This window comes from Oscillatoria nigro-viridis PCC 7112, from assembly GCF_000317475.1.
Classification (GTDB): domain Bacteria; phylum Cyanobacteriota; class Cyanobacteriia; order Cyanobacteriales; family Microcoleaceae; genus Microcoleus; species Microcoleus nigroviridis.
On sequence record NC_019730.1, the window covers coordinates 132,287 to 155,621 of the forward strand.

The window sequence follows — 23,335 nt, forward strand, 5'->3', positions numbered from 1 at the left end:
AATTCAAGCTCGGCAAAACATAACTTTTTGTTGACTATAACTTGCCCAGTTATAGCTTTTAATAATCATTGAACCATAAATAGGTGTGATTTTTGGTTTTTGACATAAAAACACACAAAAAACCCGTCTTAACCAGGTAGCAAGGTTCATCACTAAAAAAGTAATAGCAATAGCTGTTTCCGAAGTATTATCAAGCTTTGCCATCACTCGATTCAAGCTAAATCTTCTTTTACCTTGTCCAAATTTGCCCTCAATAGAGTTACGAATTCTTTCATCTTCCCAGGCTTGTTTCTTGGTTTCCTTACTAACAATTGCTGGTGGCCTTCCTAAAGGGGGGCCACTAATTCTAATTCCTCTTTCTTTACACCAGGCTCGATTTTCCCTGGTTCGATAAATGCGATCGGCATGGACTGATTCTGGATAGCATCCTGTGTAAATTTTAAATGCTTCAAATGAGTGCTTTTAAGTCTCCTGATTCGTTAAAGTTATCCCAACTTATCCGGTCTAAAAATACATATCCTTCACTGCAACTCGCTGACAGTTTAGCTCCAAACTCTACGGGTTTTCCTGCTTTTCCTCTAACAATGGGACGGATGTGCGGTTGGCTTAAACTTACCCCAACTGTCCGATATACTCTGTTTTTTATTTTCCAATAACCAGAGTTGTTGGCGATAGACTTCTGTGAGAACTAGCAAGGTTTTATATTGCTTTTTGGTCAAACTTTGTAGGGTGGCACCTGATTCGATTAGCTGTTCAATATTAGCGAGGTTTCTTTTGATATATTGCAGTTGTTTTTTAAGGGCTTGGATTTTTTGTTTCGTTTAGGTCGTCGTTGTTTTGCTACTGCTAAGTAGTCTTTCCTGGCTATTTTCCGGTAGGTTCTGGGTTTTTTATTGATTTTTACTTTGAGGGATTTATAGAGAATATCGATGATTTTTTCGGTATGAACTCTGGCTCGGTTTAATAGCCCTAAGTCGGTGGGATAGCTAATATCTGCTGGAGCACAGGTCGCATCTATGACTAATTTTTCTTGATTGGTTAATTCATTTTTTGCGTCCGAATCCTTTTTTTTTCGGGCGGTTTTGGGGTGGTTTCGCGCATTTTTTCCACCATCCGTTCGTTCACTTTCTTGATTAAGTTTGCACTGATTCGCTGCCGAAAGTGGACTAATAATGATGGATCAAATGGGGGTTCATTACTGTATGTTGATTGACCTATAAAGTATTGCAGGTATGGGTTTTCTCGGATCTGTTCTACTGTTTCTATGTCGCTGATTCCCAGCTTTTCTTTGATAATTAATGCCCCTAATGCCATCCTAAATGATGCAAGCGGGTGCTCCCATTTCGGTCGGAAAATTTGCAGCATATTCTGATTCAAATTCTAACCAAGGAATTAGTTGGGTCATTTTTACCCAACGGTTATCTTCTGACAATCTTCCTTCAAAGGGGAGTTCAAAGTCGGATGGGGAGCTTGGGGCAAGCTCAGCTTTTCTATACACGATCGCAGGTGGTGATGCACGGGTTTTGACTGATTATACCTGTTTTTCACGGCGACCCTTACTACTTTTTTGTTCGGAAAACCCATACACTGTTTACTTTTCTCACTGATTCAGCAAGCCCTATGTAAGAAATCGCCAAAAAGGTTATGCAGTAATAGTTTGCCGAAAAGTTGATCAAAATAGAACTATCAGAAAATCAAACCTTTGCCAACTCGGGCTTTTGGCTGTTTCGACTGTAGACCAAGCATAGCAAGTTCGGTAGAGCCACACAATCTTCCAAGGATACTCAGATGAAATTAAAGCGCAATGTTTGAAAATGTATGTCAACGGCATGAAATTTCGAGGTATTGAGCGCGTCACAGGAGTCCATCACACCACCGTCATTAATTGGGTCAGACAAGTAGGAGAACGCCTACCGTCCGCCTATGACGAGCGAGACCACTCCAGAAGTGGGGGAGTTGGATGAACTAGAAACTTTTGTAGGGCAAAAAAAAATCTGGTTGTGGACAGCAGTAGACCACTTTAAGCCAGGAATTTTAGGGTGGGTTTTGGGCGACCGAGCGTGCGAAGACCTTTGCCCCCTTGTGGGAGCTTGTAGCAACATGGAATTGTTCTTTTTATGTCACGGACGGCTGGCCAGTCTATCCAGGATTTATTCCAGATGGAGATCAGAGCCCACCGCAAGACTTACATGACCAGGGTAGAAGGTGAAAACACACGGTTACGGCATTACGCAAGCCCGACTGCATCGCAAGACACTTTGTTATTCACTCGTCAGAGGAAATGCTGAGACACTCGATCAGATTGTTGCTACACTACCTCAAGTTCTGGGATGTGCCAATTCCTCAATGATTCATGGCATCATTCAGCAACGCCTACCTTGTCGTTGCAATCCCCAACTTTTTTCCACTCTCGCGTCCAATAAACCAGTCTGCGAAACAGTCCTACATTTCACCACTTAATATCTGCCAGTTAAACGTCAATTTAAGGATGCAGTTGCGACTTAAATGTCAACTGCTTGAGTTCTTCTTGATTCCAGTTGCCGAACTTGGCGGCAGCTTCGTAGGTGCTTTGCAAGAACTCTAACAACATCTGATCCGGTGATTCTGCCTCACGGACAGCATCATAGGGCAAAATAAACTCGCCCAATTCTTGACTGTAAAATGCAGCATCGGGACGAATCGTAGCCTGCTTAAACCCATCGGGTTCTGGGTACGCATAGGAATAAAACGCTGGGTATGATAATCCGGCTCCGGGCCAAAATCCGGCACTACTGACTTCCTGGGAATAGGCTTCCTGCGCCACTGCATCCGGTAGATTTGGCACCCCTCCCGGATGCTCAGGAGCCGATCGCCCAGAAAAGCGAGTCACTGCTAAATCAAAACTCCCCCAGAAAAAATGAACCGGACTAACCTTGCCGGAAAAATGTGAGCGAAATTCTCGAAAGACGCGATCAGACTGTAGCAGCACTCGCCAGCATCGATTGGCATAGTCTGCATCATAAGCAGCATGGGTTTCATCCTGCTCAAATCGAATGGGATCTGGAACTTCATTCGGTTTGGTGTTGATGGTGATGTGAAGATCTAATTCTCTCAGAGTTTCCATCACAGTCTGATAAAAATCAGCAACAGAGCGAGGGTAGAGGGCGATCGCCCGTCTTGCCCCTTCACTGGTTTGAATCAGCAACTCATGATCAATGAAATCAAAGTCGATTTGAAAGATCCGGCTGCCATAGGGAATCGTGGAAGTGGTCAGTCCCCGAACGGTTAGATAGAGGGGAATATGCCAGGAATGATTAATCCACGGAGTTTGGGCTAATCGGATTTTGCCGATGATTTGAGTCCACATGTGCAAGGTGGCATAGGTCTCTTGCCATGCGTCCAGGGGTAAACTCGGCCAAATATCTGTTAGGGCAGGCTGATTTGACATCATGGTTTCCTCGCGAGTAGAAAAGGGGCGCGCGCTCAATAGTTCTTCTGTTGTTCGTCGGTAAAACACCACAGCCATTGTTCTCCCAATTCGGCTGAACTAATCACCGCATGTCCACTTTCTTCGTAATGGCGGCGAGCGTGTTGATTTTTAGACGAGTCGCAGCACAGCATTTTGCCGCAGGTTTGACAAATTCTCAAGTGAACCCAGCGAGCGCCAACTCGCAGGCATTCCTCACAGCGGAATACCGGGTAATTGGCTTTTGAAATCATAGTCTCTAGCGTCAGTTCGTTCAGGTGTTGACAAGACATGGAAGATTCCTGTGAATGTGCAAGATATGTACTCGATCAAATGGGATACAGCCATTTGCGAAAAAGTTGGGTGAGGCGCGGCATAATCACGTAGGTCAGCAGGGCAACCGTTAGACCTGTAACCAACAACGTTCTGAGCAATACCGGAAGCCCCGCTAGGAGTGGTACTAGCAAACGATTGAGAATAGATATCGTAAAAAACACTGCCAGCCATGTGACGATCGCCATTTTGTAGCGCGGGGGTGGAGCCTTCATCGGCTTGTCAGGAAGCGTAAACCAGGTTTCCAGCCCAGTCAGGGTTTGAATTGCTTCTGGCTTTTCAATTAAGGGTTGTAGTCGCTCAATCCATTCTTGCCGAATATCTGATTCAATCCAGGTTTTGAGATTGTTGTAGCAATCGAACTTGAGAATGACCACGTATTCAGGATGATCATGATCACGAGGTCGAATCGTGCTGACACCTAAATGTCCCTTGAATTTTCGTGCATCTGCGGCGATGCCATGAAACCATGCTTCATAACCTTGTTCACGTCCTGGTCTCACGATATGAGAAATCACGGCGGTGACTAGATAGTTTTCTTGACTGGTATTGCTCGCCAATGGTTCTTCCAACATAGAATTTAACAGTCGGGGAAATTGGATGGTTAAAACAGAAAAACAGCTCTTACCGTGCCTGTATAGACTCTAAAACTGAAACGTCATCCGAATAATGCCAACAAAAATCGTGTCATTATTGCTGTTGTGTTCAGGGTTGGTAATGACGATTACACCAGGAGTGATTGAGAGATGGTAGTTCATTTGAAACCGGTAGAAGATTTCAAAGTGCAATGAGGTGCTAAGATCGATTACTCCAAACTGATTGCTGATCACTCTAGGCGGTTGTCCAAAAACAAAACCTAATAAGTTTCCTTCCTTACCCAAATCTGGAAATCCAAAATTAACTGCGTAGTAAAAAATCTCAGCAGTAGGAGCATTGGAGAGGTCTTGCGCCGATGCCCGGAGATATCCTATCCATCCTCCCAATCTGAAAGCAGGGTTAACGAGCCAGGAAGCCGTAAGACTATAGCTATCCCCAACAATGCTGGTACTGTTTCCATTAAACGGATCATTGGTAATGGCACTACTTGTACCAATATCAATCGAATTCAAAGAACGAGCATAGGTTAAGCCCAAACTTAAGGATTCTGTGGGTTTGAGTGTCAGTTGTGCTAAGGCAGAGTAAGAACCATCAAATAATCCAGCTCCCGCAGTCGGGTTGTTGGCGTTACTAGCAAGATAAACCAGTGTCAAATTGATGGCTGAGTTAAAGTTATGGTTGATACCAACACCTGTCCCACCTGTTTCTTCACGATAGATAGGGCTACGCACCCCAAATGCGGAAATCGAACCTCTGCCATCACTTCCCAATAGAGGGTTAATCGTATCAACCACATCAAACAAAGTGCCCTGGGCGATCGCAGTCACCCTAGTATCTGACCCGATGGGAAATTGATAATAAAGTTGATTGAGAATGAACTGATTGTCTGTATTACCATCAAAACTTAGGCGAGCCATATTGGTTCCTGTGGCTGCTCTAAAGTTTGGAATATTACCAGCCTGAAATCGAATTCTCAGTAAATCTTGCCCCGTAAAACTGGTGTCCGAGATCAACCGCGCACGACCGCTAAAAATGATAGTGTCACCGATCTCACCCCTAGAACCAGGTGTGTCTCCTGCTGGTACAGCTATATCACTACCAAATGCACCGCTCACAGCAAAAACGACCTCTCCAGTCAATTTTGTTGTAGGGGAGAATAGCTGAGACTCTAATCGAGTTGTGCGGGTTTCTAAGGAATCTACCTGTCCACGCAATATTGAGAGTTCTGATGCAAATTCCGCTTGAAGTCTTTGTAGTGTTTGTAGATTTTCTCTTTCCGCCAGATCTACTGTTGCACTGGCTAGTAGCTGATTTAGCCGATCTAGACAAGCATTTAGCCCAGCAGCAAACTCATAACGAGTAATGGCTCGATTGCCCTGAAATAGTTGATTTGGAGAACCAACCATACAGTCGTAGCGATCGACTAAGGCTTGTAATGCTGCAAATGCCCAATCGGTAGGTTGCACATCAGCCAGTTGATTCACAGAGGTGACTTGACCTTGCAAGGTATCCTGGGCAATGGCAGACTCAACCAGGGATGGGTGAATCAGAGAGCCTCCAAAGAGCAGACACGATGAGAGAATCGACTGAAAGAGAAGTTTCATTGAGAATCAATCCCCTCAAAACACGGCATTTCTTGGCAATTTTCGGCAGCAGTCACCTTGGCTAGGAGCGATCGCCAGAGATCGTTCCTAGCCTCCACGAAATCATCCAGTGCTGCTTCAATGCTGCAAATGAACTGGATCTCTGAGCAATGACAACATCTACTCAGTTACACACGAGTCATGAGGCGTTCACGATTGGCAGAGCCAGCATTTGATGTTGCTGCATAGCTCGTCATTAGGTTTTTGTAGTCAGGAATAAACTCTGCAAGGAGATTACCTAGCCCTTCAATATCGTTACGCCAATCACGGTGCAATTCACAAACAACGCTAAACCAATTGACCAACTGAGCGCCAGCACGAGACATCCGATCCCAAGCTGCATCGCGGCAGGCTTCATCGAAGGTGCCAGAGGCATCAGTGACAACAAAAACGTCATACCCTGCCTCCAATGCTGAAAGCGCGCAAAAAGTGACACAGACATCCGTGACAATTCCGGCAATAATCAATTGCTTCTTACCCGTTGCTTCTACGGCTTTAACAAATTCCTCATTGTCCCAAGCGTTGATCTGTCCGGGGCGCGGAATGAAGGGAGCATCAGGAAACTTCTCCTTCAGTTCCGACAGGATGACTCCATTGGGACCGTCCTCAAAGCTAGTAGTCAAAACAGTAGGCAGGTTGAAAAACTTGGCTATACTTGCTAGCGCTAGGACATTATTTTTGAAGTCAGCAGCACCAATATCCCGCACAAGCGAGAATAGTCCAGTTTGGTGATCCACCAGTAAAACCGCAGCATTATTCTTGTCTAGACGATTGTACTTGAATGTAGACATTAGGTAATTCTCCTATTTGAGTGATTGGTGAATGAGGAATTGCAGGATGGAATCAGGGATAAGAGAGTTTCTGTCCCTAACCTGCTGTTTGTCATAGCAGGGACGAAGACTGTGTTTAGAGAGTATTTCCCTCGCTAATCTTCTGGTGGCAATGGGATTTTACTATCGACCCATGAAGATGGAGGAATTGCTGACCTGGACAGGTTTGCCGTCCGCTGGAGGGGTTGTTGCAAGGAGCTGAAGTTCCCATGCAAGGGCAACCGCACTAGCACCGCCATGCTCAAGAAGAATCTCTGATACACCCGCAGATGTTTCTGTGCGTGCCCAGTCACGTTGCCATTCAGCAAGTACAGCCATCCAGTTGATTGGAACTGCACCAGCCTGAACCATCCGGCGAACCGCCATGTCATGAGCTTCCGTAGTAACACCGCCCGAAGCATCGGTAACGATGAATACGTCATAACCTTCACCCAGCGCCTGGATTGCTGGCATTGCGAGACAAATCTCGGTCCAAAGCGCAGCAAGTATAAGTTGCTTGCGGCCACTTTTCTTCACTATATCTGTCACATTTGGATCTTCCCAGGTATTGATGAAAGTGCGGTTAATCGGTTTTTGATCGGGAAAAACATCCTGTAGTCCCTTAATGATATAACCCCCTCTTTCTTCAATGACTGTGGTCAGGATTGTGGGTACGTTGAACACCTTTGCTGATTTGGCAAGACCAATAACATTGTTAATGATCATCGTAGGTTCATGGCTGTTCAAGTTGGTGAACTGATAGGGCTGATGGTCAATCAGTACCAGGATGCTATCTTCTGGACGAAGCAGTCCTTCTAGACCGATTTTTTGATTTTTAGACATTGAACTCTCCTATTTGAGCGATTGGTGAATGAGGAATTGCAGAATGAAATCAAAAGCTAAACATCTCTGCTTGTGCTTTTAAATGAAACGTCTGTTTACCCTCAAGGGTTGATGACGTAAGCGATCGCGCCATGAACTGAGTCTGCAAGACAACCCCAAATTTCACCACTTAAGATCCGTGAGTTAAGCATAGAGTTAAGGTGTTCGCGTCGCGTGCCCAAAGGGCGATCGCTTCACTATGAAATTGCTCCTAATGCTTTCAACGTCGCTGCTTGAGCGTACGTTAATCCAGTTGCACCTTGAATATTCATGCCTTCAAGCATGGAACCGTGCAATTTACTTGCTCGATCCATTTGCATGACTGTTTGCACAAATTCAATATAGGGGGTCACCTTCAAGCTGTCGCCTATAGCAAGTTAAATTTTTTACAGTGCAAATTGATAGATTAACTGTTCCATCGCAGAGTAGAAGGCTGGCTCTAACTTAAGTTAGAATCCGAATTCGATCGAAAGTACATTCATACAATTGATCGACCATCAATGTCTGAATGCAAAATCCGGTAGCGATGTCCCACACTTTAAGGGTGCGATCGTTACTGCTACTGATTAAAAACTGACCATCTGGGCTAAAGCTGACTGACGTGACCCAACTGGTGTGTTCGTGCAAGACGTTCAAACAAGATCCAGTTTGCAGATTCCAGAGCCGAATAGTCCGATCGCCACTGCCACTCGCTAATAGTTGATTATCAAGGCATACAGCAACCGACCAGATCCCACCCGTATGTCCCCGCAAGACTTTTACACTTTCACCAGTTTGTAGATTCCAGACTCGGATGGTTCGATCAAAATTACCGCTGATTAGCTGCCGATCGTGGGCTGCAAATGCTAAAGTGAAAACCCCTCCTGTATGCCCCTGCAATACATACCGACACACCCCAGTAATACGGCTCGCCGTCAGAGTATCTCTGCCTTCCAGGCTATTTCCCATGCCCTTGCCTCACACCAGTCTGATTGGCTACTGAGTTGAGCAATTACAAGTCAAGATATAAAGAGCTACACAAGGAGCTTTATAGTCTGGAGCTTGGCAAGCGATATACTTTGGGAAACGGATGACAGTCCTTTATCGAGGGAGCATTCAATGATTACCCTGCCTGGAATTACTATCCACAGCAAAATCTATGAGAGCCTAGCTTCTTTGGTGTATCGGGGCATCAGAGAGCAAAATGATTGTGCAGTGATTGTCAAAGTTCTCAAGCAGGATTATCCCTCTCCTCATGAATTAACTCGCTATCGGCAGGAGTATGAAATTACTCGTTTTCTCAACATTGAAGGCGTAGTCAAGGCATACAGCCAACAAGACTACCAGCGCACGCTGGTTATTCTTTTGGAAGACTTTGGTGGAGAGTCTTTAGAATGCTGGATGCGGCAACAATTAGATTTCTCTCCTATGCCGCTGTCGGTTTTTTTGAATATGGCGATCGCCATTACTGATACTCTAGGCAAAATCCATGCGGCTCATGTCATCCATAAAGACATTAATCCTGGCAACATTGTCTTTAATCCGAGGACTGGCGTTGTCAAAATCATTGATTTTGGCATTGCCACTCGCTTCAGTCGCACCAATCCCACATTCAAAAGTCTCTATCTTCTAGAAGGAACCCCCGCCTATTTGTCGCCAGAGCAAACCGGGCGAATGAACCGGATGCTCGACTATCGCACCGATTTTTATTCACTGGGTGCAACCTTCTACAAACTGTTGACGGGACAATTGCCGTTTCCCACTCAATATCTCCTGGAACTAGTCCACTGCCACATTGCTACACCGCCGATTCCCCCGCATGAATTGAATGCCACGATCCCCCAACCTGTTTCAAACCTGATTTTGAAACTGATGGCAAAGAATGCGGAGGATCGTTATCAAAGTGCCTGGGGCATCAAAGCAGATCTAGAGCGCTGTGCCCAACAACTGGCAGAAATGGGTCAGATTAACGCCATATCGTTGGGACGGCAAGATGTTTCCGAGCAGTTCCGCATTCCTCAAAAACTGTATGGGCGAGAAGCGGAGATTGCAGCATTATGGGTAGCGTTTGACAGAGTAGTAGGGAGTAAGGCAGTCCGTGAAATGATGCTGGTCTCTGGTTACTCTGGCATTGGCAAAACAGCATTGGTACAGGAACTCTTTAGACCAATCACCGCAAAGCACGGCTATTTTATCTGGGGTAAGTTTGACCAATTCCGACGCAATATTCCCTACAGCGCGATCGTCGATGCCCTGCAAAAATTGGTGCAGCAACTATTGGGCGAACCCAATGAACAGGTGGAATTGTGGCGATCGCGTCTACTCAGTGCTTTAGGAAGCAACGGACAAATTATCGTAGATGTCATCCCCGAAGTTGAATTCATTATTGGCAAGCAGCCACCTGTGCCCGAAGTTGGAGCAACAGAAGCACAGAATCGCTTCAATCTCACGTTTCAAAGGTTTGTGCGGGTGTTTTGTGCAAAAGAGCATCCCCTGGTCATCTTTTTAGACGATCTACAGTGGATCGATTCTGCAACGCTGAAGTTAATTGAACTCATATTGCTTGACGAGCAAACTCAATCCCTGTTTTTGATCGGAGCCTATCGAGATCATGAAGTATCTCCAACGCATTCATTAATTTTGATGTTGGAGAGTTTGCGAAATCAGGGTGCAGCGATTCAAGAAATTACCCTGACTCCTTTAACGCTGGAACCGTTGACTCAACTGGTGGCTGAGACGTTACATCGCAATCCTGATGCCGTTCGTTCCTTAGCCCAAGTCGTGTTGCGTAAAACCGAGGGCAACCCTTTCTTTGTTGGTGAATTTTTGAAGCTGCTGTATGGCGAAAACCTGTTGACCTTTGATGCCCAACAGTTGAGTTGGCAGTGCAACTTAACTGAGATTGAAGCTCAAGATATCACTGCTAATGTGGTGGAGTTGCTGCTGCGTCAGTTGCAGAAATTGCCGGAAGCAACACAGCAAATTCTCTGCATAGCCGCTTGTATCGGGGCTGAATTTGATTTAGAGACGTTAGCGATCGTTTGCGAAAAATCACCGAAAGCAATTTTCCAGGATTTATTAGAAGCAATACAAGCGGGATTAATTCAACCTCTGTCTGACTTGGACGAAGATTTGTTAGTTCAAGAGTATAAGTTTCTGCACGATCGCGTTCAGCAAGCGGCTTATGCTTTGATTGATGAATCGCAGAAACAGGTTGTTCATCTCCAAATCGGTCGCAATTTGCTCGAAAAAACTTCACCAGAGCAACGATCCGATCGGTTGTTTGAAATCATCGATCATCTCAATCAAGGACTTGAGCTAGTCACTGCTCAATCAGAACGAACTGAAATTGCCAGATTGAATTTAATGGCAGGTCAGAAAGCAAAGGTAGCAACGGCTTATGAAGCAGCTTTTAAGTATTTCACTACAGGGTTTCACCTCCTCAATTCAGAGAGTTGGCAGAGTGAGTATGACCTTACCTTAGCGCTGTACTCAGAAGCAGCAGAAGCGGCGTATCTCCAGGGTCACTTTGATGAGATGGAACAGTTGGTAGAAGTGGTACTTGATCGTGGCAAAACAGTGGTTGACAAAGTGCAGGCTTACGATAGCAGAATTCAAGGATATTTGTCACAGGGCAACCTGAAAGAAGTACTAAAAACTGGATTAGAAGCGTTAAAGTTCTTGGGAATAGATTTAATAGAAAATCCAAGTCAGGCAGATATTCAAAGGGAATTGGAGTCAACGGCTGCACTACTTGCTGAACGAGAAATCGAAGACTTGATCAATTTACCAGAGATGACTGCACCAGAACCACTGGCAGCTATGTCAATCCTAGCGAATATGGGGTCTGCTGTATTTATAACATTACCAACACTGTGGATACTGATTGTATGTAAGAGGGTAAATCTGTCAGTTAACTACGGTAGTACTACCTGGTCACCACATAGTTATGTTGCTTACGCATCTGTTCTATGTGGAGTTGTTCAAGATATTGAACTTGGTTATAAATTTGGACAACTGGCTCTCAGCCTGGCAGAACGATTGCATAGCAAAAAAGGAAACTCGAAAACATTAATGTTTTCGAGTTTCCATATCCTGCACTGGAAGGTGCATCTTAGGAGAACAATAACATTTCTGGTTGATGCTTATCAAAATGCGGTGGAAACCGGAGACTTTGAATCTGCTGGTTATACTGCATATTTCGTGTGCCATAACTCATTTTTTGCTGGAGAGAAACTTACCCAACTAGAACAAAAAACAGCAACTTACAGCAAAGCGATCAACCAAATCAGACGGGAAAGCCCCTCGAATTGGCTTGCAATACTGTGGCAGACCATTCTTAATTTGCTAGATAGGTCTGAGAATCCCAGCCGCTTAGTTGGTCGGGTGTGTAATGAAGAGGAGGCATTACCACACGCCCTTGCAGTTAAAGATGGAAGTGCAATTAAAATGCTATACCTGTACAAAGTTATATTGCATTATTTATTTGAAGACTATCATCAAGCTATACAGACTGGTATTTTAGCAAGGCAACATTTTGAAGAGGTGACAGCAATAACGGTTTTACCTGTATTCTGCTTCTATCATTCTCTGGCGCTTTTGAGCCTATCGCTCGATGCTTCAAACTCTGAAAAATTAGCTTGGCTAAACTCTGTTAACACCAACCAAGAAAAGATGCAGAAATGGGCAGAACATGCCCCAATGAATTATCTACATAAATTTTATCTAGTCGAGGCAGAGAAAGCGCGAGTCTTAGGGCAATTTCCTGATGCTGAGGAGTTTTATGAACGGGCGATCGCAGGTGCCGCTGAAAATGAGTATATCCAAGAAGAAGCATTAGCTTATGAATTAGCGGCTAAGCATTATCTGGCGCGAGGTCGAGAAAAAATTGCTCAAACCTACATGAAAGAGGCTCACTATTGCTACGATCGCTGGGGCGCAACCGCTAAAGTCAAAGACTTAGAAACTCGCTATCCACAGTTCTTTTCTCAGTCGTCTAGAGCCGCTTCCACATCAATTCCTATTACTGCTGAAACTATCACTAATCCCTTCCATACTGCTTTCGATTTAGCAGCAGTGATGAAAGCTTCACAGGCGATTTCTCGTGAAATTGAACTGAAGCAATTGCTGCGATCGCTGATGAAAATTTTAATTGAGAATGCTGGCGCACAAACCGGATATCTGATTTTAGAAAACTCAGGAGAATGGTTGATTGAAGCGGCTTGTGAACTCAATGCCGATGAGAATGCTTGTGCGACTCAGGTGTTACAGTCTATTCCCATTGCCGATCAATTGCCAGAGTCAATCATTCAATATGTGATTCGGACTCTGAAGCCTGTCACCTTAAATGATGCGACTCGTGAAGGTGCTTTTATTAATGAGCCATACATTCAACAGAACCAGCCTCAATCTATTTTCTGTTTGCCGCTGCTGAATCAAGCCAAGCTGGTCGGTGTATTGTATTTAGAAAATCGGTTAGCAGTTGGAGTCTTTACACCAGAGCGATCGCAGGTCTTGCAGCTATTATCGACTCAAGCAGCGATCGCCATCGAAAATGCCAACCTTTACTCAGAGCTGCAGGCTAAGGAAAGCAAGATTACCCAGTTCCTTGAAGCGATTCCGGTGGGAATTGCGATCGTGGATGCGGCAGGTCGCCCTTACTATATCAACCAATGCGGCAATCAACTCAGGGGCAAAGAAACAGATACTTCCATAGCACCGGAGCAGATATCAGAGGCTTATCAGCTTTATGTAGCGGGAACGGATCAAATCTATCCAGCGGAGAGCTTGCCTATTGTGCGGGCATTAAGAGGCGAACACGTTAGGACTGAAGATATAGAAATTCGTCGAGATCAGGTCACAATTTTAATTGAGGCACGGGGAACACCCGTTTTTGATCGACAGGGCAATATCACTTATGCGATCGCTACCTTTGAGGACATTACAGAGCGCAAACAAGCCGAGAAACTGCTAGCCGACTACAACTTCACTTTAGAGCAACAGGTCGCAGAACGAACTGCTGCGTTACGACAAAGTGAGGCCAATTACCGTAACCTGATCCAAACTGCGAATTCAATCATCCTTCGCACGGATAGGCAAGGACGAATTCGATACATGAATGACTATGGACTGAGCTTTTTGGGCTATGAGGAAGATCAGATTCTAGGGCGTACCCTACTAGAAACAATCGTTCCAGAAACCGAAACATCTGGACGTAATCTCAAGCAGCTTGTTCACAATCTGTTTCACAATCTTGAAGATTCCTTGCCTCAAGCTTACTTGCAAACCGAGAATGAGAACCTTTGTCGAGACGGTAGACGGGTTTGGATTGCCTGGTCGAATCAAGCCATCTTCAATGAACAGGGAGAGGTCGTTGAAATCTTATCGGTTGGCAACGATACCACCCAGCGTAAACAAGCAGAAGAGGCATTACAACGCAGTGAAGCTAAGTTCAGAACGATCTTTGAAAACTCGCAGGTTGGCATCTTCCGCACCCGCCTCTCGGATGGATTACTTCTCGATGCCAATCAATGCTATGCCAATCTGCTTGGCTTTGATTCATCAGAGGAGATGATTGGGCTTGAACACGCCACAGACTACTATGTAAATCCCAGCGATCGCCAAAAATTCCTTGAGGTGCTGAAGCGGGATGGGGAAGTGCGAAGCTATGAAGCACAGGGGCGAAAACGAGATGGGACAGTGTTTTGGGGACTTTTCTCTGCTTATCTGAATGCAGACGATGACTACATTGAAGGGGTGATTGCGGATATTAGCGATCGCAAGCAAGCAGAAGCCGCTCTACAAACGAGTGAAGAACGACTACGCTTAGCATTAACCGCTTCAAATCAAGGACTCTACGATCTCAATATCAAAACTGAAGAAATCGTGGTTAACCCAGGATACGCTTTAATGCTGGGCTACGATCCAGCAACATATCATGTGACCACATCTAAGTGGATTGAGAGTTTGCATCCTGACGATAGAGAATCAGTGGTTGCAGCTTACCATGCTAGTCTTACTGAAGAAGTCTCTAACTTTCAAGTAGAGTATCGCCGTCGTACCCAGGATGGTCAGTGGAAATGGATTTTTGATGTTGGCAAAATTGTTACCTGGAATGAATCCGGTGAACCCATCCGAGCGTTGGGAGTTTTTACGGATATCGATGATCGCAAGCAAGCAGAAGCAGCCCTACAAGCATCAGAGACAAAGCTACGGACTCTAATTGAGGCAATTCCTGATCCACTGTTTGTACTGTCTGCTGAAGGGCAATTCCTTGAAATAATCGTACAGGAGCCAAATCTGCTATGGCAGCCCTTTGAGGAGATGATTGGTAAAACCATGCATCAACTCGGAGAGGAACAAGCCGATGAATTTCTAGGTTATATTCAGCAGGTGCTGAGAACCCAACAAATCCTTACAGTCGAGTACAGTGCATTTTTAAATGGACGAGAAGCCTGGTTTTCAGCTCGCATTGCCCCAATCAGCCACGATCAGGTAATTTGGCTGTCGCGAGATATTACGCTGCAAAAGCAAGCAGAAGTAACCTCAATTTTAGAGGAGCGTAACCGCATGGCACGCGAAATTCACGACACACTCGCTCAGTCGTTTACAGGTATTCTGGCTCAGGTCGGAGCTGCAAACCAGGTGCTCACGGATGATGTAGAAGCAGCTCAGGCACACCTAGACCTGATCAAAGAATTGGCGCGAACTGGACTGACTGAAGCGCGGCGATCGGTCGTGGCACTCCGTCCTCAGCTTTTGGAGGAGGGCAGTTTACAGAGCGCTCTCCATCGTCTCATCGCTCAAATCAGAACTGCCGCAATGGATGTCACTCTATATTATGAGATTGAGGGTGCAGTGTATTCTCTACCCACTGAAGTCGAGAATAACTTACTACGGATTGGGCAGGAAGCATTAACTAATGCGATTAGATACGCCAATGCTGACGAAATTCGAGTGGAGCTAGTCTATGATCGCGATCAGTTTTGCTTGCGCGTGAGAGACAATGGACAGGGCTTTGGAGTTGGCAGTATTTCAGCCTCTGAGGGTTTTGGCTTACTCGGCATGAGCGAACGGGCTGAGCGCATCGGCGCACAACTCACGATTAGGAGTCAACCTGGACAAGGAACAGAAATTATTGTCACCGTCAACCTTTGAGTGAGCATTACAATGAGCCAAGCTACGACCATTCGGGTTCTGATTGCGGACGATCACGCCATTTTTCGGCAAGGATTAGCCACGATTATTAACCGTGACCCAGATATGCAGGTGATTGCACAAGCTGAAAATGGGGAACAGGCGATCGCCGCCTTTCGGGAACACCAACCAGATGTAACGCTAATGGATCTGCGAATGCCTGAAGTGGAAGGAGTTGCCGCCATTGGTGCAATTTGTGCGAGCGTTAAATCTGCTCGGATTATTGTACTAACCACGTATGATAGTGACGAAGATATTTATCGGGGATTGCAGGCAGGCGCAAAAGGATACCTGCTAAAAGAAACTGAACCTGACGAGCTTCTGAATGCGATTCGCACCGTTCATCGGGGTCAGAAGTATATTCCGCCTGATGTGGGAGCAAAGTTAGTACAGCGCCTCAGCAATCCAGAACTGAGTGAAAGAGAATTAGAAGTACTCCGCTCGCTGGCACAGGGAATGAGTAATGCGGATATTGCGGCAGCTTTGAGTATTGGTGAAGGCACGGTTAAATCTCATGTCAATCGGATTTTGAATAAGTTGGATGTGAGCGATCGCACTCAAGCGGTGATTGTTGCCGTTAAGCGCGGCATTGTCAGTTTGTAGGGTGTACTTTCGATCGAATTCCGATTCTAACTTAAGTTAGAGCCGGCCTTCTACTTTGCGATGGAACGATTACTCTATCAATTTCTACTGTCAAACTTTTAACTCACTATAGACGACAGCTTGAAGGCGATCTCCTATATTGAATTTATGCAAACAGTCATGCAAATGGATCGAGCAAGTAAATTGCATGGTTCTATGCTTGATGCAGATGTAAAAAGATGAGCGACGATCGTAGCCACAGGTCTTTACTTGTACCACCTTCAACTCAAGATTGGATTCAAGGTATTCTGAGTGCCAAGGTAGTGCTGGTGATGTACGGAGATTATCAATGCCCTAGAAGTGCGGACGTTTACAAGCTGATTAAAGCGATCGAACGAGAGCTTAGTGCTGCTTTTGGAGAAGATTATTTATGCTTCATCTTCCGTCATTTTCCACAAACACAGATTCATCCCCATGCTCAACGGGCAGCCGAAGCCGCCGAAGCCGCCGCCGCCCAAGGAAAGTTTTGGTTAATGAGCGATACCTTATTTGACCATCAACAAAGGTTGGAGAACGGTTATCTTGTCGAGTACGCCAATGATTTAGGGCTTGACATTCCTCAATTTCTCAAAGAGTTGTCTAAACAAGTGCATGTCGATCGCATCTATGAAGATATTGAAGGCGGAATACAGAGTGGAGTGACGACTGCCCCAGCCTTGTTTATCAATGGAATTCGGTATACCGAGCGCTGGAATACGACGGGGTTGATGGCAGCCATGATTGCTGCAAATCATTAGTTCACCGATTTTTGCTTCCAATTCATATCTGACTTGCCTGTAAGTGCTATAAGTCATCTAATTTTGATGGCTAGATTTTGCCTGTTTCGCTGAAAAAAACTGTCGCTTTTTGAATCATGCCAACAACTGAATTCTTTCGTATTGATTTAGTCAATTACAAATCAGTATTTCTTTGAGGATAATTCTATGCGGCATTTATTAGTACAAGGCAAGAATAATTCTGGGCATGAAGGTACACTTCAGACTGGTTCTCTTTGCGACTCCTCAATTAATCATGCCCTGATTGCGATCGCGCAAGAAGTCACTGAGTTACTGAGACCAATTTACTTGAGAAAAACCGATAAAATTAAAATAGGAGAAACAGAATGATACTGCAAGATAAAGTGGCGTTAGTCACTGGCGGAACTTCAGGAATTGGTAGAAAAACTGCGATCGCTTATGCCCAACAACAAGCAAAGGTGGTGGTAGTTGGTCGTCGAATGGATGAAGGTGAAGAAACGGTTCGATTGATTAAGGAAGCTGGCGGAGAGGCGATTTTTGTGCAAGCAGATGTCACAAAAGAAGCCGATGTTAAAGCAATAATTGATAAAGCGGTTGGCGTTTTTGGTCGGCTGGATATTGCCTTTAATAATGCAGGAGTGGTTGGCGAAAATCCCTCATTGATTGAGCAAACAGAAGCGGAATATGACCGCACTATGAACGTCAATGTCAAAGGCGTTTGGTTGTCGATGAAATATGAAATTGCTCAGATGTTGAAACACGGAAGTGGTGCGATCGTTAATATGGCATCTGCGGTTGGAGTCGTTGCACTTCCTAACATACTCGTCTACACCGCGAGTAAACATGCGGTAGTAGGCTTAACAAAAGCTGCTGCACTCCAATATGTCAAAGCGGGTATTCGCATTAATGGCGTTGCACCAGGGTCAATCCAAACAGATATGTTTAAAACAGTTACAGATGAAGCCAAAGCTTACTTGGTAGGACTTCACCCGATCGGACGAGTTGGCATACTGCTTGAAGTTGCAAATGCAGTCCTGTTTCTATCATGTGATATGGCATCCTTCGTAACAGGTGAAACATTGATGGTAGATGGTGGGTATGTAGCGCAGTAGTTGATAGGCAATGCAAAATATTGCAGTGATCGAATGCGTGATGGCTAGCTTTTGTCTGTTTTGTTGAGCAAATTGCCAATCTTTGAACCATGCTAATAATTACAACGCCAACCCTTAAAGCCAAGCGTAAGGGCTTAACGCACACTCGATTACAGCAAGTAATCGGCTATATTCGTGCTCACCTTGATCGAGATTTATCACTGACGGAACTTGCAGAAGTGATCAATATTAGCCCGACTTACTTTGCAAGTTTGTTTAAGCAAACAATGGGAATTTCTCCCCGTCAGTACGTGATTCAGCAGCGCGTGGAACAGGCAAAATTGATGCTATCGAAAACAGATCTGGCGATCGCGGACATTGCCCTGCAAGTCGGCTTCTCCAGCCAAAGCCATTTGACGCAGCACTTCAAACGATTCACAGGAAAGACCCCCAAGCAGATTCGTTAGCGCCATAAGAATATGAAAGAAATCGAGCCTTGGAACTCATTACATTGACATTAAGTTAGGCAAGAATCTGAAGCAGCAACAGAACTAAGATTGTATCTTCGTCCACAACGTCAACTAAGAATGGATCGGACAAAAATGAGCATTCAGCAATTGATCACGCCTGAAAAGCACGACCTAGGTGGGTTTAGCGTACAGCGCATCTTACCGAGTGAAACCCTAAAAATGGTTGGCCCTTTCATCTTCTTCGATCACTTAGGCCCATCTATTTTCCCGGCTGGAAAAGGCGTCGATGTTAGACCTCATCCCCACATCAATTTAGCGACGGTTACCTATTTGTTTGAAGGAAGCCTTCTGCATAGAGATAGTCTAGGGACAGTACAAGAGATTTTTCCGGGCGAGGTGAACTGGATGACAGCGGGCAAAGGTATTGTTCATTCTGAGCGATCGCCCGAGAGCTTTAGAGAGAAAGAATCTACTCTTCACGGCATTCAGACTTGGATTGCCCTCCCCGAAACCGCTGAAGAAGTTGAACCCAGCTTTTCACATTATCCGGCGACTGATTTACCGAGGTGGATTCAGACAGGCACCAGCGCGACCTTGATCGCCGGTAGCTACCAGTCTCACCAATCACCCGTTCAAACCTATTCTGCTACTCTTTACCTAGCGCTCGTTTTCACAGAGGGTAGTCAATTTCAGCTAGCACCAACCGAAGGTTTAGAAAGAGCAGTTTATAGCGTCACATCCGGCCTGTTCGTAAATGGAGAGCCGTTAGAGCCATATTGTCTAGCCGTTCTAGCGCCGGATGAATCAGTAGATATCCGGGCGGAGGCTGAGGCAAAAGCAATGATTATCGGCGGGGCACCAGTGGGCGATCGCACAAAGTACTGGAACTTTGTGTCGAGCCGCTCAGCGCGTATCGAGCAGGCAAAACGAGATTGGCAAGACCGCCGCTTCCCGGTGGTTCCCGGTGAAACTGAATTCATTCCGCTCCCTGATAATTCAGATCGCGGTAGTAGCGTGACCCCTCTGAGCTGACGATGATTAGGCGTTTTTTGCTGAGCGAGAGAACAGCCGCTTAACTCGTGCAGCAAGGTTTTCTACTGTTTTGAATCAAGTCTATTTCATTTGCAAAACGCTTGGGAAATGATATGGAAGTTGGAATTGACAGTTTTGCCTCGGTTGGAACGAGTGAGAAGGGTGAAACGACGGATGCCGCGCAGTCTGTCGCCGAACTGCTGGAGAGAATAGAGCAGGCGGATCGTTCCGGCTTGGATATCTTCGGTATCGGCGAGCATCATCGCCATGAATTTTTAGATTCGGCAAACGCGGTTATTCTCGCCGCTGTCGCGGCACGCACCGAGCGCATCGGCAAACGCGGTTATTCTCGCCGCTGTCGCGGCACGCACCGAGCGCATCCGTCTAACCAGCGCGGTTACGGTGCTGAGCGTGGCTGACCCGGTGCGCGTGTTTCAACAATTCGCCACGCTCGATTTGATTTCAAAAGGTCGCGCCGAAATGGTGGTCGGGCGCGGCTCGTTCACCGAAGCCTTTCCGCTATTCGGATTAAGTCTCGGCGATTACGACGAGATTTTTGCTGAAAAGCTCGAACTCTTGCTCAAAATTCGGGACAATAAAACGGTCGATTGGTCGGGCAAATTTCGCCCCGCGCTGGAAAACCAAGCGATTTATCCGCGTCCGCTGCAAAAGCCGTTTCCCATCTGGAGCGGGGTCGGCGGTACGCCGCAGTCTTTCCGCCGCGCCGGAATGCTTGGACTGCCGCTCGTGGTTGCCATTATCGGCGGCGAAACGCATCGCTTTCGCTCGCTCGTAGATTTATACCGCGATGCCGGAGCGCGCGCCGGGTACGCGCCCGAAACATTGAAAGTTTCATTGCATTCAATCGGTTATGTCGCCGACACGACTGAACAAGCCGTTGAAGAATTTTTTCCGGGCTACGCCGAAACCTTTACTAAAATTGGCAGAGAGAGAGGCTGGCCGCCTGTTACGCGCGCCGATTTTGACGCGCAGCGCGGCGCAACCGGCGCATTACTGGTCGGCAGTCCCGAAGAAGTGGCGGAGAAAATTCGCCGTCACAGCGAATCGCTCGGCGGCATTTCGAGAGTAACTTTTCAAATGGACAACGCGCAAATGAACCACGCCCAACTGATGCGCTCCATTGAATTGATTGGAATGCGAATGTCGCCACTCTTGAACAATTAAAATATGCTCGCGATCGTAGACAACCTACCCATCGTTCTATATACAGCTCAAAAGAAACATTGGGTGAAATTGAGGCAACCGCATCATTGTAATTTAGGTGCCCAAAACTATGAATTCACAAACACCTCAAACCACCACCACTGCTGACGAGTCGGCAATTCGTGATTTTCTTCACCAGATGATTGATGCTTGGAATGTAGGCAGCGGTGAAGACTTTGCTGCTCCGTTTAGCGAAACTGCCGACTTCATCGCCTTCGAGGGAACGCATCTCAAGGGTCGAAAAGAAATAGCTGAATTTAACCAGCAAGCCTTCGACACCGTTGTCAACGGAACACGCCTGGAGGGTGAGGTGAATTTCGTCCACTTCCTGAATTCTCAACTTGCTCTCATGAGCGGAGCTGTCAGGGTAATGCTGCCCGGACAACCCGAAACTTCACCGTCACGAAATTCGATGCAGCTATTCGTCATGATGAAACGTGATCGAGATTGGCAAATTGAAGGGCTACTCAAGGCCCGGAAGTTGACGCTAGAACGGCAATTTTTCCTGGACGAGTTTGACTCGCTGAGTGAAGAGGCTCAACGTCAATTAACCGATCTCGTTATAGATATCAAGCAGGCTTCACTTCAATCGCGTGAGTAAACAAAGAATTTGGCAACGATCGCGAATGAAATAAGAATCTGAAAGAAATTAAGCATTGGAATCAATACAGTTGAGATAGAACAAACTAGGAGAATCTAACGTGGTCAAAGAGCAAACTGTAGACAAACAAGCAAATGTACAGGCAAACCCTAATCTGACACCTGCTCAGGAAGCTTTACAAGCGGTCTGGGAAGAGCATATCGGGCACGAGTTTGGTACTCACAGCCCTGAAGATGCTCTCGCTACAATGGTTGAGGACGCTTACGTGAATCACATTCCGGTAATGACTGGGGGAGTAGGGAAACCGGCACTGCGTGAGTTTTATTCCAAGTACTTCATTCCACAGATGCCGCCGGATATAGAACTGGCTCCGGTTTCGCGCACAATCGGAACCAATCAACTCGTCGATGAAATGCTGGTTAAGTTCACTCATACCATCCAGATGGACTGGATGCTACCCGGCATTGCTCCGACCGGGAAACAGGTTGAAGTGCCAGTGGTCGCGATTATTCGGTTCCGTGACGGCAAGTTAGCCCATGAACACCTCTACTGGGATCAGGCGAGTGTATTGGTTCAACTCGGCATGCTTGATCCGGTTACGCTGCCCGTTGTAGGGGTTGACAGTGCACGCAAGGTACTTAATTCGAGCTTGCCCTCAAACGCACTGCTCGATCATCGTGCCAGCAATCGCGACTAAGTGTAGGAGCCAGCAAATATCAATGCCTAAACCCGCCATTTTGCAACCAGGATCGTACTCATCCTGGTTGTAGGAGGTGCTTCTTATTGCTGGCCCCTACACGTATTGCTCATTGAGTTTTTGACAAAGTGACACAGCCATTCACAACAAGAGGTAACTATCATGATGCTGAAAGACAAGGTTGCTTTGGTGACTGGCGGAACATCGGGAATTGGTAGAGCAACTGCGATCGCTTATGCCCAACAACAAGCAAAGGTTGTTGTTGTTGGCCGTCGAATTGATGAAGGTGAAAAAACGGTTCGATTGATTCAGGATGCTGGCGGAGATGCTATTTTTGTGCAAGCAGATGTCACGAAAGAAGCCGATGTTAAAGCAATGGTTGATAAAGCGGTTGGCGTTTTTGGTCGGTTAGATATTGCCTTTAATAATGCAGGAACTCTCGGCGAAAATCCCTCATTGATTGAGCAAACAGAAGCGGAATACGATCGCATTATGAATGTCAATGTCAAAGGTGTTTGGTTGTCGATGAAACATGAAATTGCTCAGATGTTGAAACAGGGAAGTGGTTCGATCGTCAATACGGCATCTGCGAATGGAGTAGTTGCACTTCCTGGCGTACCCCTCTACACCGCGAGTAAGCACGCGGTAATAGGCTTAACAAAAGCTGCTGCGCTCCAATATGCCAAGGCGGGTATTCGCATCAATGTCGTTGCACCAGCAGTAATCGAAACAGATATGTTTGAAGCAGCTACAGGTGGGCAGGATGAAGCCAAAGCTTACATAACAGGACTTCACCCGCTCGGACGAATTGGAACACCGCTTGAAGTTGCAAATGCAGTCCTGTTTTTATCATCTGACCTGGCATCGTTCGTAACAGGTGAAACGTTGATGGTAGATGGTGGCTTTGTAGCGCAATAGTCGAAAGGCAGGGCGAAATGTTTGATACAGCACTTCAAG

General features: G+C 46.0%; 19 protein-coding genes and 2 pseudogenes. 13 read left to right on the forward strand and 8 right to left on the reverse strand.

Going from position 1 to position 23,335, the window contains the following annotated elements:
• Positions 1-3: 3 nt before the first annotated feature.
• Positions 4-1,498, reverse strand: a pseudogene (locus OSC7112_RS36650) (IS5 family transposase).
• Between the two features lie 277 nt (positions 1,499-1,775).
• On the opposite strand from OSC7112_RS36650, the pseudogene OSC7112_RS32645 reads away from it, so the two are divergent.
• Positions 1,776-2,350: pseudogene (locus OSC7112_RS32645) on the forward strand (IS1 family transposase); the annotation flags it as partial.
• 132 nt (positions 2,351-2,482) lie between these two features.
• Here OSC7112_RS32645 and OSC7112_RS32650 read toward each other — a convergent pair.
• The 7 genes from OSC7112_RS32650 to OSC7112_RS32675 form a co-directional block, all read right to left on the reverse strand.
• Entirely contained in the window at positions 2,483-3,430 is a 948-nt protein-coding gene (locus tag OSC7112_RS32650) for a DUF5996 family protein (RefSeq protein ID WP_150111746.1), read from the reverse strand.
• Positions 3,431-3,462: 32 nt separating this feature from the next.
• Positions 3,463-3,738 (reverse strand): UBP-type zinc finger domain-containing protein, encoded by a 276-nt coding sequence (locus OSC7112_RS36655; RefSeq protein ID WP_015179700.1) that lies wholly within the window; start codon positions 3,736-3,738, stop codon positions 3,463-3,465.
• Between the two features lie 36 nt (positions 3,739-3,774).
• Complete coding sequence (locus tag OSC7112_RS32655) at positions 3,775-4,353, reverse strand: putative antibiotic biosynthesis monooxygenase (protein WP_015179701.1); 579 nt, start codon at positions 4,351-4,353, stop codon at positions 3,775-3,777.
• A 69-nt stretch (positions 4,354-4,422) separates the two neighbouring features.
• Complete coding sequence (locus OSC7112_RS32660) at positions 4,423-5,979, reverse strand: iron uptake porin (protein ID WP_015179702.1); 1,557 nt, start codon at positions 5,977-5,979, stop codon at positions 4,423-4,425.
• Between the two features lie 167 nt (positions 5,980-6,146).
• Entirely contained in the window at positions 6,147-6,809 is a 663-nt protein-coding gene (ycaC, locus tag OSC7112_RS32665) for an isochorismate family cysteine hydrolase YcaC (RefSeq protein WP_015179703.1), read from the reverse strand.
• A 162-nt stretch (positions 6,810-6,971) separates the two neighbouring features.
• Positions 6,972-7,670: a hydrolase gene (locus OSC7112_RS32670; RefSeq protein WP_015179704.1), complete on the reverse strand. Its 699-nt coding sequence runs from the start codon at positions 7,668-7,670 to the stop codon at positions 6,972-6,974.
• A 483-nt stretch (positions 7,671-8,153) separates the two neighbouring features.
• Entirely contained in the window at positions 8,154-8,657 is a 504-nt protein-coding gene (locus tag OSC7112_RS32675; protein WP_015179705.1) for a WD40 repeat domain-containing protein, read from the reverse strand.
• A 150-nt stretch (positions 8,658-8,807) separates the two neighbouring features.
• Between OSC7112_RS32675 and OSC7112_RS32680 the strand changes: the two genes are divergently transcribed.
• The 12 genes from OSC7112_RS32680 to OSC7112_RS32730 all read left to right on the forward strand — a co-directional run bounded on the left by OSC7112_RS32680 (position 8,808) and on the right by OSC7112_RS32730 (position 23,296).
• Positions 8,808-15,845, forward strand: coding sequence for a PAS domain S-box protein (locus OSC7112_RS32680; RefSeq protein ID WP_015179706.1), 7,038 nt, complete (start codon positions 8,808-8,810; stop codon positions 15,843-15,845).
• A gap of 12 nt (positions 15,846-15,857) precedes the next feature.
• Positions 15,858-16,487: a response regulator gene (locus tag OSC7112_RS32685; RefSeq protein ID WP_015179707.1), complete on the forward strand. Its 630-nt coding sequence runs from the start codon at positions 15,858-15,860 to the stop codon at positions 16,485-16,487.
• Between the two features lie 218 nt (positions 16,488-16,705).
• Positions 16,706-17,263 (forward strand): DsbA family protein, encoded by a 558-nt coding sequence (locus OSC7112_RS32690; RefSeq protein WP_015179708.1) that lies wholly within the window; start codon positions 16,706-16,708, stop codon positions 17,261-17,263.
• A gap of 186 nt (positions 17,264-17,449) precedes the next feature.
• Positions 17,450-17,632 carry a hypothetical protein gene (locus OSC7112_RS32695; protein ID WP_015179709.1) on the forward strand — a complete coding sequence of 61 codons (183 nt, stop codon included), beginning with the start codon at positions 17,450-17,452 and terminating at the stop codon, positions 17,630-17,632.
• The gene (locus OSC7112_RS32700; protein ID WP_015179710.1) at positions 17,629-18,375 is read left to right on the forward strand and encodes an SDR family oxidoreductase; all 747 of its coding nucleotides are present in this window, start codon (positions 17,629-17,631) and stop codon (positions 18,373-18,375) included. Before OSC7112_RS32695 ends, OSC7112_RS32700 begins: the two co-directional genes overlap by 4 nt.
• A gap of 89 nt (positions 18,376-18,464) precedes the next feature.
• Positions 18,465-18,821 carry an AraC family transcriptional regulator gene (locus OSC7112_RS32705; protein WP_083888261.1) on the forward strand — a complete coding sequence of 119 codons (357 nt, stop codon included), beginning with the start codon at positions 18,465-18,467 and terminating at the stop codon, positions 18,819-18,821.
• 135 nt (positions 18,822-18,956) lie between these two features.
• Complete coding sequence (locus tag OSC7112_RS32710; protein WP_015179711.1) at positions 18,957-19,856, forward strand: pirin family protein; 900 nt, start codon at positions 18,957-18,959, stop codon at positions 19,854-19,856.
• A 113-nt stretch (positions 19,857-19,969) separates the two neighbouring features.
• Positions 19,970-20,275, forward strand: a complete 306-nt coding sequence (locus tag OSC7112_RS42530) for an LLM class flavin-dependent oxidoreductase (RefSeq protein ID WP_339374347.1) — start codon at positions 19,970-19,972, stop codon at positions 20,273-20,275.
• A complete protein-coding gene (locus tag OSC7112_RS32715; protein ID WP_339374353.1) occupies positions 20,235-21,041 on the forward strand; it encodes an LLM class flavin-dependent oxidoreductase in 807 nt (268 codons plus the stop codon). The genes OSC7112_RS42530 and OSC7112_RS32715 overlap by 41 nt, the downstream gene beginning before the upstream one ends.
• Before the next feature lie 109 nt (positions 21,042-21,150).
• Complete coding sequence (locus OSC7112_RS32720; protein WP_015179712.1) at positions 21,151-21,681, forward strand: SgcJ/EcaC family oxidoreductase; 531 nt, start codon at positions 21,151-21,153, stop codon at positions 21,679-21,681.
• Positions 21,682-21,781: 100 nt separating this feature from the next.
• Positions 21,782-22,378, forward strand: a complete 597-nt coding sequence (locus OSC7112_RS32725) for an ester cyclase (protein WP_015179713.1) — start codon at positions 21,782-21,784, stop codon at positions 22,376-22,378.
• Between the two features lie 162 nt (positions 22,379-22,540).
• Positions 22,541-23,296 carry an SDR family oxidoreductase gene (locus OSC7112_RS32730; protein WP_015179714.1) on the forward strand — a complete coding sequence of 252 codons (756 nt, stop codon included), beginning with the start codon at positions 22,541-22,543 and terminating at the stop codon, positions 23,294-23,296.
• Positions 23,297-23,335: the final 39 nt, after the last annotated feature.

Excerpts from the sequence above, each read along its gene's own strand:
- OSC7112_RS32695 (WP_015179709.1), top strand. The coding sequence starts at position 17,450 with ATGCGGCATTTATTAGTACAAGGCAAGAATAATTCTGGGCATGAAGGT.
- OSC7112_RS32655 (WP_015179701.1), bottom strand. The coding sequence starts at position 4,353 with ATGTTGGAAGAACCATTGGCGAGCAATACCAGTCAAGAAAACTATCTA.
- OSC7112_RS42530 (WP_339374347.1), top strand. The coding sequence starts at position 19,970 with ATGGAAGTTGGAATTGACAGTTTTGCCTCGGTTGGAACGAGTGAGAAG.
- OSC7112_RS32685 (WP_015179707.1), top strand. The coding sequence starts at position 15,858 with ATGAGCCAAGCTACGACCATTCGGGTTCTGATTGCGGACGATCACGCC.
- OSC7112_RS32700 (WP_015179710.1), top strand. The coding sequence starts at position 17,629 with ATGATACTGCAAGATAAAGTGGCGTTAGTCACTGGCGGAACTTCAGGA.
- OSC7112_RS32650 (WP_150111746.1), bottom strand. The coding sequence starts at position 3,430 with ATGATGTCAAATCAGCCTGCCCTAACAGATATTTGGCCGAGTTTACCC.
- ycaC (WP_015179703.1), bottom strand. The coding sequence starts at position 6,809 with ATGTCTACATTCAAGTACAATCGTCTAGACAAGAATAATGCTGCGGTT.
- OSC7112_RS32730 (WP_015179714.1), top strand. The coding sequence starts at position 22,541 with ATGATGCTGAAAGACAAGGTTGCTTTGGTGACTGGCGGAACATCGGGA.
- OSC7112_RS32660 (WP_015179702.1), bottom strand. The coding sequence starts at position 5,979 with ATGAAACTTCTCTTTCAGTCGATTCTCTCATCGTGTCTGCTCTTTGGA.
- OSC7112_RS32690 (WP_015179708.1), top strand. The coding sequence starts at position 16,706 with ATGAGCGACGATCGTAGCCACAGGTCTTTACTTGTACCACCTTCAACT.
- OSC7112_RS32705 (WP_083888261.1), top strand. The coding sequence starts at position 18,465 with ATGCTAATAATTACAACGCCAACCCTTAAAGCCAAGCGTAAGGGCTTA.
- OSC7112_RS36655 (WP_015179700.1), bottom strand. The coding sequence starts at position 3,738 with ATGTCTTGTCAACACCTGAACGAACTGACGCTAGAGACTATGATTTCA.
- OSC7112_RS32670 (WP_015179704.1), bottom strand. The coding sequence starts at position 7,670 with ATGTCTAAAAATCAAAAAATCGGTCTAGAAGGACTGCTTCGTCCAGAA.
- OSC7112_RS32680 (WP_015179706.1), top strand. The coding sequence starts at position 8,808 with ATGATTACCCTGCCTGGAATTACTATCCACAGCAAAATCTATGAGAGC.
- OSC7112_RS32710 (WP_015179711.1), top strand. The coding sequence starts at position 18,957 with ATGAGCATTCAGCAATTGATCACGCCTGAAAAGCACGACCTAGGTGGG.
- OSC7112_RS32720 (WP_015179712.1), top strand. The coding sequence starts at position 21,151 with ATGAATTCACAAACACCTCAAACCACCACCACTGCTGACGAGTCGGCA.
- OSC7112_RS32675 (WP_015179705.1), bottom strand. The coding sequence starts at position 8,657 with ATGGGAAATAGCCTGGAAGGCAGAGATACTCTGACGGCGAGCCGTATT.